The sequence below is a fragment of the Ectothiorhodospiraceae bacterium 2226 genome (assembly GCA_013348725.1).
Lineage (GTDB): Bacteria > Pseudomonadota > Gammaproteobacteria.
Genome location: CP054689.1, coordinates 790,806 through 804,228, shown reverse-complemented (window position 1 = coordinate 804,228; position 13,423 = coordinate 790,806). Strand labels below are relative to the sequence as shown.

Genomic DNA, 13,423 nt, shown 5'->3' with positions numbered 1-13,423 from the left:
CCGACTACCGGGCAGCGATCGGCGCGCCGAAGCGAAATGCCGACTGCACGCTGCCCATCACCTCGTCGCGCAGCACGCGCTCGCCCGGGTCCTCGCCCGCGGCACCCGCCACCACGTGCAGGGGCAGCAGATGTTCCTCGCGGGGATGGGCAGCACGGCCGCCGGGGGCATTGGTCCAATCCGCTAGCCGCGCCTCGCGCTCGCGACGAGCCAGACGCACGGTCTCTGCAAGCCAGTCATCGAAGCGCCGCGAATCCGCATTCGGCGGGCCGTTATCCCAGGCGAAGCCGCGCATGTTGTGGTAGCTCATCCCGCTGCCGACGATGAGCACGCCCTCGTCGCGCAGCGGGGCGAGCGCACGCCCCATGGCGAGGTGCAGGCCGGGGTCCAGGCTCTGGTGCAGCGAAAGCTGTACCACCGGCATGGCCGGTTCGGGAAACGCGATCTTGAGTGGGATGAAAACCCCGTGGTCCAAGCCGCGCGTTTCCTCTACGGCCGTAGCGAAGCCGCCCGCCTGCAGCAGCGTACGCAGATGCTGCGCCAGCTCCGGCGCGCCCTGCGCCGGCCAGTCGATGCGGTAGGTGTGGGCGGGGAAGCCGGTGTAGTCGTAGAGCAGGCCCGGCGCCCGCGCTGTATTCACCGTAAAGGCGGGCGCCTCCCAGTGGGCCGAGACCACCACCAACGCGCTGGGCGACGCACCGAGGCGGGCCGGCAGCGCGCGCAGCCAGTCGGCCATGCGCGTCCAGGTCCCGGCCGGCTCCCAGTCCATGAAAAAGCACGGGCCGGCGCCGTGCGGGATGAAAACGGTGGGCAATGCGGCCATGAGGACCCTCCTTGATGCAGCATGGGCCGCCCCGCCTGCGCGGGGCGACCTGGTACAACGTTAGAACCGCAGGCCGAGCCGCGCGTCCAGCGAGTACGGGCCGCCGCCGCGCAGGACCAACGCCAGCGCGAGCACGCCCCACATCAGCGGGTACTCGAAGCCGCCGGCGTTCCAGAAGAAGCCCTGCGGCAAGTGGACCGTGATGGCCACCGCCATCAGCACCGCCACCGCCAGTGCCGCCGTGCGGGTGAACAGGCCCAACACCAGCGCGATGCCGCCGAATACCTCCACGGCTCCCGCCAAGCCGGCCCACAGCAGGCCCGGGCTCATGTTGAGCGCGGTCTCGAAGAATTGGGCGGTGCCCGCCAGGCCGTGGCCGCCGAACCAGCCGAACAGCTTTTGCGCGCCGTGGGGGATGAGCAACAGGCCGGTGACGATGCGCACCATCGGCCAGGCAAGCGCCGCGAGCTGGTCGGTGCTCGCGCCGCTGCGGGAGACCGTGGTGTCGGAAAACTGGGTGCTCAGGCTCATGGTCAGGCTCCTCGATCAGGGGAGGGGGATCCTCCGTCACGCAAAGGATATGAAGGTTTCCGAGTGGTGAGAACACATCTAGAATGCAACTCATGGTTGATGAAACGGAAACCCTGGGCGGCGCCCTTGAGGATGTGCGGGCTTACTGCGCGGTGGTGGAGCTCGGCACCATCTCGGCGGCCGCGCGCCAGCTCGGCGAGACCAAGGGCGGCATCAGCCGCCGCATCTCGCGCCTGGAACGGCGCCTGGACACGGCGCTGCTGGCGCGCACGCCGCGGGCGGTGAGCGCCACCGAGGAGGGGTTGGCGTTCTACGCCAAGGCGCGCGATGCCCTCACGCTGCTGGCGGACGCGGTCGAGGGGGCGCGTCAGGCGCGCTCGGTGCCTCGCGGCCACCTGCGCGTTACGGCGCCGCACGACCTCGGACTGGAGGTGCTGCCTGAGCTGGTGGTCGCGTTTCGCGCCGTCCATCCGCAGATCACGGTGGAACTGGTGCTGAGCGACGCCCTGCTCGACCTCGCCGCGCACCGCATCGACCTTGCCCTGCGCGCCACCACCGACCCGCTGCCCGATATGGGCTACCGCGCCTCGACCCTGATCGATTTCCACCTGCGGCTGTACGCCGCGCCGGCTGTCTTCGCAGCCCACGGGATGCCGCGCACCCCCGCCGACCTCGCGGCGTACGACCTCGTGGTCGCGCGCGGACTCACCGGCGCCGGTGCGCGGCTGCGTCTCGGCGGCGCGCGCGGCCAGCAGACCGAGGTGCTTGTCCGGCCGGCGGTGCAGGCCAGCGACTTCGCCGGGGTACATCGCCTGCTGGTGGCCGGCGGTGGCGTGGGTATCCTGCCCGACGTCGTGGCGGCCGGTTCGGTGGCGGCCGGGCAGCTGGTGCCGGTGCTGTCCGGCTGGACCTTCGCGCGCGGGCGCCTTCATGCGATCAGCGTCGGCGGCGCGGAAGCCCCGGCGCGGGTACGCGTGTTCCGTGACTTCCTGCGTACCGCGCTCAGCGGGCGCGCCGGTGTGGTGCCGGGCGTCCAGAGATGAGAGCTTCGCCCGGCGCGTGTGCGGCCGCCTGCGTACCATGGGGCCGGCTGGGTTGGCCCAGGCGCGAAATTGCAGGGGGGAGTTAATGATGACGCCATTACGTCGACGGGCGGCGGCCGCTAGGCGGGCTTCCGCGTGAGCGCCTCCGGGCGGAGTCGTCGGCGCCCGAGCGCCACCGAGTACGTGCGCCCGACCGCGCGCCCGACGCGGCACCGCGCCAGGCGGGAGCGCCGGGTGGAGGCCCCACGCGCGCGACGCGCGCCTTTGGCCCTGCCCGCTGGCTTTGTGCTGCTGCTCGGCGCCCTCGCCGCGTGGGGCCGCTTGCCGTGGCCGATCGTCATCGCTTACGTGATCCTCAGTCTGCTCGCCTTCGCGGTGTACGCCGTCGACAAGACGGCCGCCATGCGCGGCGCATGGCGCACGCCCGAGCGCACGCTGCACCTGCTGGCGCTGGTCGGCGGCTGGCCCGGCGCCTGGGCGGCCCAGCGACTGTTGCATCACAAGTCACGCAAACCCGGCTTTCGCGTGCGCTTCTGGGGCACCGTGGTCGTGAACGTCCTGGCGGTGGCGTGGCTGCTCACCCCCGGTGGCCGCGCGGTGCTCAGCGCGCTGGGGTGACAGATGCGTCCTGATGCCGCTCGGCTGGGGCCGGGCGGTCACCGCGGTTCAGCGGTGCGCCGCGTGGGCGCGCCCCCATCGCCCATGGGATGCCCAGCGGTGCGTGAGGAGGTATTCGCGCAACGCGAGGGCGTGATTGTGTTCCGGGTCGCGTGCGGCGTAGAGGAGGGTGAGCGTGTCGGCGGCGGCGATCGCGCGCAGTGGGTCAAGCGCCTCGCCACGCTGGTCGAGTTCCGCGAAGTAGCAATCCTTGAACTGCGCCCAGCGCCTGGGCTCGTGCCCGAACCACTTGCGTAGCGCGGTGCTGGGGGCGGCGTCCTTCAGCCAAAGCTCGGCGCGCACCTGCTCCTTCGTGCGCCCGCGCGGCCAGACCCGAGCCACCAGTACACGCTGTCCATCTTGCGGCGAGACGGTCTCGTACATGCGCTTGATGCGGATGTCGGGCCGGGCCATGAGAGACTGTGGACTACAGGTAGCGCACCATCTCGTCGAGGCGCCGCCGCGGGGTGGGTTCGGGGAGTTCGGCGGGGTAGCCGACCGCCAGCAAGGCGACCGGGAGCAGGCCGTCTTCCAGATCGAGCGCCCGGCGTACCTGATCTTCATCGAAGTACCCGATCCAGGTCGAGCCCATACCGGCGGCGACGATGGCAAGCTGGGCATAGGCCGCGGCGATGGTGGCGTCCTGCAGGGCGTACAGTTGGCGGCCCCGGTCACCGTAGCGCGCCGCGGCGCGGTCGGGTTCACTGCAGAAGACGAAGCAGACCGGCGCCTGCCCGACGAAGTCCTGACCGTGGGCGGCGGCGCTCAGCGCTTGGCGCCGCGCCTCGTCCTGTACCACGACAACCCGGTAGGCCTGCAGGTCACCCGCCGAGGGCGCGGCGCAGGCCATCTCCAGAACGGCGTGCAGCTTCTCGCGTTCGACGGGGCGTCCGCTCTGGTACTTGCGCACCGAGTGGCGGTGTCGCACGGTCTCGAAGAAGTCCCACATCGCCGGTTCTCCGTTAGGGGGTGTGCCGCCCGCGACGGCGGCTAGTTGCCGCGCTGCGCCCGCGGGGCTTGCGCGGCGGGGTGGTCCGGGAAGTTTAGCCGCAGGACCTCGCGTGCGTCGTCGGCCAGGTCGTCTTGCCCGAGTTCACCGTACGCCTGCGCCATCATCGCCAGGGCGTCGGGTACCGAGGGCGTTTGATCGTAGTTCTCCACCACGTACTTGGCGCGGTTCGCGGCGGCCAGCATGGCGCCGCGGCGGAAGTAGTAATTCGCGACGTGCAGCTCATAGCGGGCCAGCATGTTGCGCAGGTGGATCATGCGCTCGGTGGCGTCCTCGGCGTAGCGGCTGTCCGGGAAACGCTGCACCAGCTCGCGGAAGTAGGCGAAGGATTCGCGGGCGGCCTGCGGGTCACGCTCGGCGGCGTCCTGACGGAACAGGCGCTCCATCCGCGTCTCGGCGTGCTGGAAGCTGGCCAGGCCGCGGATGTAGTAGGCGTAATCCACATGCTCGTGGCGCGGGTGCAGCTGGATGAAGCGATCGGCCGCGGCGATGGCGGAGGCGGGCTCCCGTCCGCGGTAATAGGCATAGGGCAGCTCCAGCTGGGCCTGCTGGGCATACGGACCGTGGGGGAAGCGCGCCTCCAGGCGCTCGAAGAGGCCGGCGGCCTTCTCGTAGTCGCCGGCGTCCATGGCCGAGCGGCCCTCCTCGTAGAAGCGCTCGGCGCTCCAGTCGGCGGTCTCGTCCCGGCCGAGCGTCGCGCAGCCGGCGAGCGCCAAGGCGAGCCACGCCACGACAAAAATGCGTGCGATCCGTGTCATATCAGCCCTAGCGGGCGCCTCCGTTGATAGCATAGGGGGCGAGTATACCGCCGCGCTCGCGGCGAGGAAAACGTAAGGGAGTGCTTCATGCAGCGTAGTTTGCGCGCCCAGTGTCGCGTGCCGATGGAATTGGCCGGGCGACGACTCGACCAGGCCTTGGTGGAGCTGTTCCCGGATTACTCGCGCTCGCGCCTGCAGCAATGGGTGCGCGAGGGCCGCGTGCAGCTCGACGCGCGGCGCCCCAAGTCCAAGGACAAGCTGCGCGGCGGCGAGCTGATCGAGCTCGACGCGGTGATGGAGGAGCAGGGCGAGTGGGAGGCCGAGCCCATCGCGCTGCAGGTGGTGTACGAGGACGACGATCTGTTGGTGATCGACAAGCCGCCGGGCCTGGTGGTGCACCCGGCCGCGGGCCATGCCGGCGGCACGCTGCTGAACGCCTTGCTGCACCACGCGCCCGCGCTCAAGCACCTGCCGCGGGCGGGCATCGTCCACCGGCTGGACAAGGACACCAGCGGTCTGCTGGTGGTGGCCAAGAGCCTGCGCGCGCACAAATCGCTGGTGGAGCAGCTGCGCGTGCGCAGCATGAGCCGCGAGTACCTGGCACTGGTGCAAGGCGTGGTGATCGCCGGCGGGACGGTGGAAGGGGCGATCGGCCGCCATCCGGTGGACCGCAAGCGCATGGCGCTGGTGAGCAGCGGCAAGGAGGCCACCACCCATTACCGCGTGCTGGCGCGCTACCGCGGGCAGAGCCTGCTGCGCGTTGCGCTGGAAACCGGCCGTACCCACCAGATACGCGTGCACATGGCCCACATCCGCCATCCGCTGGTCGGCGACCCCGTCTACGGCGGGCGACCTCGCCCGCCGGCGGGGGCGAGCGAGGCACTGCGCGAGGCCCTGCAGGGCTTTCGCCGTCAGGCGCTGCATGCCGCGCGTCTGGCGCTGGCACATCCGGCCGACGGGCGCCCCGTGGTGTGGGAGGCGCCCGCGCCGGCCGACATGCAGGCGCTGATCGCGGCGCTGGAGGCCGATGCCGAGGCGCACGCGTGAGCGATCTGCCGGTCTTCGAGGCCGACTGGCCCGCCCCGCCCGGCGTACGCGCCTGCACCACCACGCGCGCCGGCGGCGTCAGCGCGCCGCCCTACGAGAGCCTGAATCTCGCCCTGCACGTGGGCGACGACCCGCAGGCGGTGGCGGCGAACCGCGCCCGGCTGCGCGAGGCTCTGGCGCTGCCGGGCGAGCCGTGCTGGCTGAATCAGGTGCATGGGATGCGCGTGGCCGCGGCCGATGAACTATGCGTGTCCGGTGCGCCCCGCGGGCGACCCGGCGCGGTGCCGCCCGAGGCCGACGCCGCGCATACCGCGCAGGGGGGCGTCGTGCTGGCGGTGCTGACTGCCGACTGCCTGCCGGTGGTGTTCGCCGCGCGCCGCGGTGAGCGGCTCGCGGTGGCCCACGCGGGTTGGCGCGGACTGGCCGCCGGCGTGCTGGAGGCTACCGTGGCGGCCATGCAGGTGCCGGGCGCGGAGATTCTGGCGTGGCTCGGCCCGGCCATCGGGCCGCGCGCGTTCGAGGTGGGGCCGGAGGTGCGGGACGCCTTTGTGGCTCAGGATGCGGCCAGCGCGGGGGCTTTTACGCCGGGGCCCGGCGACCGCAGCTACGCCGATCTCTATGCGTTGGCGCGGCGGCGCCTGGCGCGCGTCGGGGTGACGTCCGTGTATGGCGGCGGCGCGTGCACCTTTCACGATCCACGCTTTTATTCCTACCGTCGCGCGGCCACCACCGGCCGCATGGCCACGCTGGTGTGGCGCATTCCCCACTGAATGGCGTCATGTGGCGGCAGCTTCATCAACCCTGTGCACATGTTCAATGTTTCGCCCGCGGCGCAGCGCTTACCATGCGTCTCGCAGGGGCGTGGGGCGCGCCGTGGGGCGTTTGGGAGCGTCTTCACACCGCCGGTGTCGCGCTACTTGGGGAACGGCGTTTCACATTAAGAGGAGCTCCGATCGACTCAGAGCTACCCGCGGCACAGGGACGTGCCGCCGTGATCGACGGCTGCAAGCCGTCGTTACGAAGCACGCGAAAACCACACTTTTCGCATCGCGTGGTCCGAGAACTCCAGGATGGAGTGATTCAGACTATCTTGGGGAACGCGGCACGCCGCGGATTGCTGCGGGCTTTATCGAACCAAACAAATGACAAGGACGACCGTCCAGCAGTGCAAGAACAATTAGGGGGGGAAATGTCCGACAAGATCGTCCCGATGGGCGAATACCGCACCGCGGCGCATTACGAAGATCCGAAGCTGGGCCTCGAGGGGGGCACGGAGTTGATGCAGGCGGTGGTCACCGTGGCGCACGAGGGCGAGGCGCGGCAGGTGGCGCTGGTGCGCGACGGGGCCAACGCCGAACTCGCGGTGGATTACCACGCCGCCCACGTGCCGGCGCTGCACCACGGCGACGGCGTGATCGTGCTGGTGGGCGAGCGGCAGACCACGGTCATGGCGCGGCTGCGCCGCCCCGGCGAGCGTCCGCCCGTGAGCCTGGAGCGCCACGGCGACCAGATCGTGCTCGACGCCCGCGAGGGCGACGTGGTGATCCGCACCCGCGCCGGTAGCGTGACGGTCGGCGCCGCGGGCGCCGTGCGTATCCATGGCGGCGGCATCGAGGTCAGCGCCGACGGCGAACTGCGCATCGTCGGGCCGGTTGCGCGCATCAAGTAGCGTGCAAGCGCAGGCCTACAGCGTCGCGCCGCTCGTGGTGCGCTACGAGTTGGCGGGGTGCGCCGTACTGCACCGTGGCGGCAGCCGCACCTGGCGCCTGAACAACCCCGGCGACCTGCCGAGCGGCGCCTTCGCCCTCGCGCATGGCAGCATCGGGGCGGCGGAGGGGCGCGCCATCTTCGCCAGCGCGCCGGCGGGACGCGCGGCCCTGCTCGCGCTGTTTGACGAGCCGGCCACGGCCATGAAGAGCGTGGGGGCGCTGATCGCTGAATTCGTGCCGGGCTACGTGCTGCCGCGCCACGCGGGGCGCGGCGGCTTCGAGCCGGCGAGCGGGTTGCCGCTGCGCCTGCCCACGGGCGCGCTCGCGCCGGCGCAGCGCGCGCGCCTGGCCGATACCGTGACCTGGCTGCTGGGCTACCGCGCGGGGGAGCTGATTGGCGTGGAGGCCCGGGTCGACTGAGCCGCGCCGCTCAGCTCCAGGGCTGGCGCAGCGCCTGGATGGCGCCGAACAGGCGGGCGGTCAGCGGCTGGCGGCGGGCGTAGCTCACCTCGAACAGCTCCGCCTCGCTCGCGGCCTGCAGCAACAGGTCGTCGCTGGTGCCGATCTCGTCGATAAGCCCCAACTGCAATGCCTCGGTACCGTACCAGTACTCGCCGGTGCTCACCCGGCCGATGTCCAGCCCGGGGCGGTGCTGCGCCACGAAGTCCTTGAACAGGCGATGCGTGGTGTCGATGTCGCCCTGAAACTTCTCCCGCTCCGCCTCCGTGTTCTCGCCGAACAGCGTCACCGTGCGCTTGTATTCCCCGCCCTTGAACTGCTCGAAGTCGATGTTGTGGGCCTTGAGCAGGCGGTTGAAGTTGGGCAGTTGGGCGATGACGCCGATGGAGCCCACCACCGCGAACGGTGCCGCCACGATCCGGTCGGCCACGCAGGCCATCATGTAGCCGCCGCTCGCCGCGACCTTGTCGACCGCCACTGTGAGCGGCAGGCCCTTGGCCTTGAGGCGCAACAGCTGCGAGGCGGCCAGGCCGTAGCCGTGCACCACGCCGCCCGGGCTCTGCAGGCGCAGCAGCACCCGGTCGCCCTCGCGCGCGGCGCCCAGGATGGCGGAGATCTCCTCGCGCAGCGAGGCGACCGCCGAGGCGCGCACGTCGCCGGTGAAGTTGAGCACGAACATGCGGGGCCGACCCTTGCGCGGCCCGGCGGGCGGCGGCGGGCGCTTGCGCGGGCGCGCCAGCCAGTGGCGGTAGCTGCGTGCCGGCTCCATGCCGCGCTCCAGGGCGCGCGCCATGGCGTCGTAGCGGGCGTTGAGATGATGCACTTGCAGGCGTCCCTCCGGCGCGTGCTTGTGCCGGCCGCGCCCGCCGAGCAGGGCCGCCAGGGCCACGAGGGCAAGCACGATGGTGACGGTCTTGGCCAGGAAGAGGGCGTAGTCGCCGAGCAGGTCCATAACACCTTGAGCGGGTTGCAGGAGTCTTGGCGATTCTAGCAGGATGCTGAAAAAGAGCTGGCACGTCCACCGTTAGAACCGCCCGGTGCGGGCGCCGGACGGGGGATGTTACTGCAGCGGTGCCCCCGCCAGGGCGTTGCCCAGGGCCTCGGAGCTCTCCAGCGGCGCGGAGCAGGTCTGCCCGCGGCACAGGTAAGCGACGCCCGCGCCGCGCGGCGCACGCTGCGCGAGCGCGCCGGGCAGGGCCTGCGCCTCGGCCGGGATGCAGAACTGCAGCCGGCGCGGGGCGTAGTCGGCGCTGCGCCGCCAAGCCGCGCAGGCCTCCTGCGGCGCGCGCACCACCACCGTCTCCAGTGGGTAGGCGTACTCTTCCAGCGCGATCAGCAGCGCGCCGTAGGCGTACGGCATTTGGTTCATCTCGCGCCAGGCGGCCTTCAGCGTGCGCTCGGCGGCCTCCAGGTAGCGTGTGTCGCCGAGCAGGTGACCGAGCCGGCCGAGCACCTGGGCGGCCACGCCGTTGCCCGCCGGGGTGGCGTCGTCGGCCATGGGCTTGGGTCGGTGGATCAGGTTTTCGTGGTCGTGCGAGGTGAAGTAGAACCCGCCGCGCCGATCCTGGAAGTGGGCAAGCAGGGCGTCGGCCAGGGCCATCGCGAGCGTCATGTCGGCGTCGCGCCAGCGCGCCTGCAGCAGTTCCACCACCGCGTCGATCAGGAACACGTAGTCGTCGAGGTAGGCGTTGAACTGGGCGCGGCCGTCCTTGTACGAGGCGAGCAGCCGCCCGTCGCGGTACAGCTCGGTGCGGATGAAGCCGAGCGCCCGCTCGGCCGAGTCGAGCAGGTCGGGGCGCTCGAACACCCGCCCCGCCATGGCCATGCCCTTGATCATGAGAGCATTCCAGGCCGTGAGGATCTTCTCGTCGCGGCCCGGGCGCTCGCGCTGCTCGCGCGCCTCGAACAGGCGGTGGCGCGCGCTTGCGAGCAGCTCGCGGGCGCGCGCAAGGGAAAGGCCGGCCTCCTCGGCGACGTCCTCCAGCGGGCGCGCAACGTGCAGGTGCCAGCGGCCCTCGAAGTTCGGGGCGTCATCCAGGCCGTAGTGCGGCGCGAGGATGCGGTACTCGTCGGGCGAGAGCAGCGCCTGCGCCTCGGTCCGCGTCCAGGCGTAGAACTTGCCTTCCTCGCCCTCCGAGTCGGCGTCCAGCGTGGCGTAGAAACCGCCCTCGGGCGCCTGCATCTCGCGCATTGCCCACTCGGCCACCTCCAGGGCGACGCGCCGCATGGCGTCGTCGTCGGTGGCCTGCCAGCCCTGGGTATACAAGGCCAGCAGCGGGCCGTTGTCGTACAGCATCTTCTCGAAGTGCGGGATCTGCCAGCGCTCGTCCACCGAGTAACGACAGAAGCCGCCACCGAGCTGGTCGTACAGGCCGCCGGAGGCCATCGCGTGCAGCGTGGTGCGCGCCATGTCCAGCGCCTCGTAGTCGGCGTCGAGGTTGGCGCGCGTGTGCGCGTAGCGGCGCAGCAGCACCTCCACGTTGGTCGGGTGCGGGAACTTCGGCGCGTTGCCGAAGCCGCCGTAGCGCACGTCGTAGTGCTCGCCGAGCTGACGGCGCGCCGCGGCCAGCGGCTCGTCGTTGATTACCACGTCGTCCGGCGTGCGCTCGGTGAGGGTGGCCAGCGCGCGGCGCAGCGAGGTGTTTTGCTTGTCGATCTCCTCGCGGTTCTCGCGGTAGAAGGCCGCCACGCGGCGCAGCACGTCGGCGAAGCTGGGCAGGCCGTGGCGCGGCTTGACCGGGAAGTAGGTGCCGCCGAAGAAGGGCGTCAGGTCCTCGGGGGTGAGGAACATGGTCAGCGGCCAGCCGCCGCCGCGGCCGATGATGAGCTGGTGGGCGGTTTGGTAGATCTTGTCGAGGTCCGGGCGCTCCTCGCGGTCGACCTTGATGTTGACGAACAGCGCGTTCATCACCTCGGCGGTCTCGGGATCCTCGAAGGATTCGTGCGCCATCACATGACACCAGTGACAGGCCGAGTAGCCGATGGACAGCAGGATGGGTTTGCCCTCGTCGCGCGCGCGCGCGAGCGCTTCCTCGCCCCAGGGATACCAGTCGACCGGGTTGTCCGCGTGCTGCAACAGGTAGGGGCTGGTCTGCGAGGCCAGCCGGTTGCGTTGGGTGTCACCCCCTGTGCGTGCGCCCATGGTGTGCTCCTTGCGCAGTTAGGGGCTCATCATAGCAGCGCCGCGCGGCGGCTGTGGATGCCCGCAGGCGGCAGAGTCACTTAGCTGGCAACTGGCGCCGGCAGCGCGAGGCGCTACGCTGTGGCGGCGGTGCAGTATCATGGCGCCCGCAGGCACAACAGGAGTCCGAGGGTGAGCGAAGCGGTATTGCGGTTGAAGCGGAATGAGGAGCGGCGCCTCAAGGCGGGACACTTGTGGGTGTTCAGCAACGAGGTCGACGTGCAGGCGACGCCGCTGGCGGGCCTGGAGCCCGGCCAGGCGGTGCGCATCGAGGCCGCCGGCGGACAGCCGATCGGCATGGGTTACGTCAATCCGCGCTCGCTGATCTGCGCCCGCTTGATGGCGCGCGATGTGCGCCGCGCGCTGGATGCGGACCTGTTGATGCACCGCCTGCAGAGCGCGCTCGCCTTGCGCACGCGCCTGTTCTCCGAGCCTTGTTACCGCCTGGTGTACGGCGAGTCCGACGCGCTGCCCGGCCTGGTGGTGGACCGTTACGGCGACGTGCTGGTGGGGCAGATCACCACCGCGGGCATGGAGCGGCTCAAGCCGCTCCTCACCGAACTGCTGCAGACCCTGCTCGCGCCGCGCGCGCTGGTGTGGCGCAACGACGGGCCGCTGCGCGCCCTGGAGGGTCTGCCGGCCTACAGCGAGACCGCCTTCGGCGAGGTGGCGGGGCTGGCGCTGGCGGAGAACGGCGTGCGTTTTGAATTGGACCTCGACACCGCCCAGAAGACCGGCTGGTTCTACGATCACCGCCTCAACCGCGCGCGCCTGCAGGCCTACGTGAAGGATATGAAGGTGCTGGATCTGTTCTCCTACGTCGGCGGCTGGGGGGTGCAGGCGGCCGCGTTCGGGGCGCGCGAGGTGTTGTGTGTGGATGCCTCCGGCCCGGCGGTGGCGCAGGTGGCGCACAACGCGCGCCTGAACGGCGTGGAGCGGCGCGTGAGCGCGCGCCAGGCCGATGCCTTCGAGGCCCTCAAGGCCCTGCGCGCCGAGCGCGCGCGCTTCGACGTGGTGATCCTCGACCCGCCCGCGTTCATCAAACGCAAGAAGGACCTCAAGGAGGGCACGCTGGCCTACCAGCGGCTCTACCACGCCGCGCTCGGCGTGCTGGAGCAGGATGGCATCCTGGTGGCCGGCTCCTGTTCCTACCACCTGCCGCGCGAGCGCCTGCCGCAGCTGCTCGGCCAGGCGGCGCGCCCGCTGGGCCGCCACCTGCAGATCCTCGAGCAGGGCCACCAGGGGCCGGACCACCCGGTGCACCCGGCGATCCCCGAGACCGACTACCTGAAGGCCGCCATCGCGCGCGCGGTGGTCGGCTGAGCGCCGCGCCCCCCGCATGGATTTTCGGCCGCCGAACAAGGTAAGGTAGGCGCGCCACGTGGTACACGAGATCTCATGCTGACATACCCCGACATCGACCCGGTCGCGTTCTCGATCGGCCCGCTCGCCGTGCACTGGTACGGCCTGATGTATCTGTTCGGCTTCGCCGCCGCCTGGTGGCTGGGGCGCCGGCGCGCGCGCGCACCGCACTGGGGTATCGGCGCGCAGCAGGTCGACGACCTGGTGTTCTACAACGTGCTGGGCGTGATCCTGGGCGGGCGGCTCGGCTACATCCTGTTCTACAACTTCGGCGAGTGGATGGCCGATCCGCTCATGCTGCTGCGCGTGTGGGAGGGCGGCATGTCCTTCCACGGCGGGCTGCTCGGGGTGCTCATCGCGACCTGGTGGTACGCGCACCGCAACGGCTACGCCTTCTTCCAGCTCACCGACTTCATCGCGCCGTTGGTGCCGATCGGGTTGGGGCTGGGGCGCCTCGGCAACTTCATCAACGGCGAACTGTGGGGTCGGGTCACCGACCTGCCGTGGGGCATGGTGTTCCCCGGCGCGGGCCCCCTGCCGCGTCACCCCTCGCAGCTCTACCAGTTCGCGCTGGAAGGGGTGGCCCTGTTCGTGATCCTGTGGCTGTACTCGGCGCGCCCGCGGCCCACCATGGCCGTGTCGGGGCTGTTCCTGATCGGCTACGGCGTGTTCCGCTTCCTGGTGGAATTCGCGCGCGAACCGGACGCCCACCTCGGTTACCTCGCCTTCGGCTGGCTCACCATGGGGCAGGTGTTGTCGCTGCCGATGATCCTGGTCGGCGTGGGGTTGTTCTGGCTGGCCCACAAACGCGCGCCGGCGGGCGCGCCGGTAAAGTAGAGGCGGC

At 70.9% G+C, this 13,423-nt stretch carries 15 protein-coding genes; 8 read left to right on the top strand and 7 right to left on the bottom strand.

Annotated features, from left to right (window positions below):
* Positions 1 to 4 precede the first annotated feature (4 nt).
* Together HUS23_03770 and HUS23_03765 are read right to left on the bottom strand one after the other, a co-directional pair.
* On the bottom strand, positions 5 to 823 hold the full coding sequence (locus tag HUS23_03770; GenBank protein QKT02988.1) for a dioxygenase: 819 nt from the start codon (positions 821 to 823) through the stop codon (positions 5 to 7).
* A 60-nt stretch (positions 824 to 883) separates the two neighbouring features.
* Positions 884 to 1,354 carry a DoxX family protein gene (locus HUS23_03765; GenBank protein ID QKT02987.1) on the bottom strand — a complete coding sequence of 157 codons (471 nt, stop codon included), beginning with the start codon at positions 1,352 to 1,354 and terminating at the stop codon, positions 884 to 886.
* Positions 1,355 to 1,446: 92 nt separating this feature from the next.
* Between HUS23_03765 and HUS23_03760 the strand changes: the two genes are divergently transcribed.
* Positions 1,447 to 2,397: a LysR family transcriptional regulator gene (locus HUS23_03760; GenBank protein ID QKT02986.1), complete on the top strand. Its 951-nt coding sequence runs from the start codon at positions 1,447 to 1,449 to the stop codon at positions 2,395 to 2,397.
* Positions 2,398 to 2,532: 135 nt separating this feature from the next.
* Positions 2,533 to 3,015 carry a DUF1294 domain-containing protein gene (locus HUS23_03755; protein ID QKT02985.1) on the top strand — a complete coding sequence of 161 codons (483 nt, stop codon included), beginning with the start codon at positions 2,533 to 2,535 and terminating at the stop codon, positions 3,013 to 3,015.
* Positions 3,016 to 3,063: 48 nt separating this feature from the next.
* On the opposite strand, the gene HUS23_03750 is transcribed toward HUS23_03755, so the two are convergent.
* The 3 genes from HUS23_03750 to HUS23_03740 are packed head-to-tail and all read right to left on the bottom strand — an operon-like array spanning position 3,064 to position 4,821.
* A complete protein-coding gene (locus tag HUS23_03750; GenBank protein QKT02984.1) occupies positions 3,064 to 3,468 on the bottom strand; it encodes a DUF488 family protein in 405 nt (134 codons plus the stop codon).
* A 13-nt stretch (positions 3,469 to 3,481) separates the two neighbouring features.
* Complete coding sequence (locus tag HUS23_03745) at positions 3,482 to 4,003, bottom strand: nitroreductase family protein (GenBank protein ID QKT02983.1); 522 nt, start codon at positions 4,001 to 4,003, stop codon at positions 3,482 to 3,484.
* Positions 4,004 to 4,044: 41 nt separating this feature from the next.
* Positions 4,045 to 4,821, bottom strand: a complete 777-nt coding sequence (locus tag HUS23_03740) for an outer membrane protein assembly factor BamD (GenBank protein ID QKT02982.1) — start codon at positions 4,819 to 4,821, stop codon at positions 4,045 to 4,047.
* Between the two features lie 87 nt (positions 4,822 to 4,908).
* Between HUS23_03740 and rluD the strand changes: the two genes are divergently transcribed.
* The 4 genes from rluD (at position 4,909) to HUS23_03720 (ending at position 7,997) form a co-directional block, all read left to right on the top strand.
* A complete protein-coding gene (rluD, locus tag HUS23_03735) occupies positions 4,909 to 5,868 on the top strand; it encodes a 23S rRNA pseudouridine(1911/1915/1917) synthase RluD (protein QKT02981.1) in 960 nt (319 codons plus the stop codon).
* Positions 5,865 to 6,638 carry a peptidoglycan editing factor PgeF gene (pgeF, locus tag HUS23_03730; protein ID QKT02980.1) on the top strand — a complete coding sequence of 258 codons (774 nt, stop codon included), beginning with the start codon at positions 5,865 to 5,867 and terminating at the stop codon, positions 6,636 to 6,638. The genes rluD and pgeF overlap by 4 nt, the downstream gene beginning before the upstream one ends.
* A 419-nt stretch (positions 6,639 to 7,057) precedes the next feature.
* A complete protein-coding gene (locus HUS23_03725) occupies positions 7,058 to 7,537 on the top strand; it encodes a hypothetical protein (GenBank protein QKT02979.1) in 480 nt (159 codons plus the stop codon).
* A 1-nt stretch (position 7,538) separates the two neighbouring features.
* Complete coding sequence (locus HUS23_03720) at positions 7,539 to 7,997, top strand: hypothetical protein (protein QKT02978.1); 459 nt, start codon at positions 7,539 to 7,541, stop codon at positions 7,995 to 7,997.
* Between the two features lie 10 nt (positions 7,998 to 8,007).
* Here HUS23_03720 and sohB read toward each other — a convergent pair whose 3' ends face one another.
* Positions 8,008 to 8,988 carry a protease SohB gene (gene sohB / locus HUS23_03715; protein QKT02977.1) on the bottom strand — a complete coding sequence of 327 codons (981 nt, stop codon included), beginning with the start codon at positions 8,986 to 8,988 and terminating at the stop codon, positions 8,008 to 8,010.
* A gap of 108 nt (positions 8,989 to 9,096) precedes the next feature.
* Positions 9,097 to 11,178, bottom strand: a complete 2,082-nt coding sequence (locus tag HUS23_03710) for a thioredoxin domain-containing protein (GenBank protein QKT02976.1) — start codon at positions 11,176 to 11,178, stop codon at positions 9,097 to 9,099.
* A 171-nt stretch (positions 11,179 to 11,349) separates the two neighbouring features.
* Between HUS23_03710 and HUS23_03705 the strand changes: the two genes are divergently transcribed.
* Both HUS23_03705 and HUS23_03700 read left to right on the top strand, forming a co-directional pair.
* Entirely contained in the window at positions 11,350 to 12,540 is a 1,191-nt protein-coding gene (locus HUS23_03705) for a class I SAM-dependent rRNA methyltransferase (protein ID QKT02975.1), read from the top strand.
* A 75-nt stretch (positions 12,541 to 12,615) separates the two neighbouring features.
* Positions 12,616 to 13,416, top strand: a complete 801-nt coding sequence (locus HUS23_03700) for a prolipoprotein diacylglyceryl transferase (protein QKT02974.1) — start codon at positions 12,616 to 12,618, stop codon at positions 13,414 to 13,416.
* Positions 13,417 to 13,423: the final 7 nt, after the last annotated feature.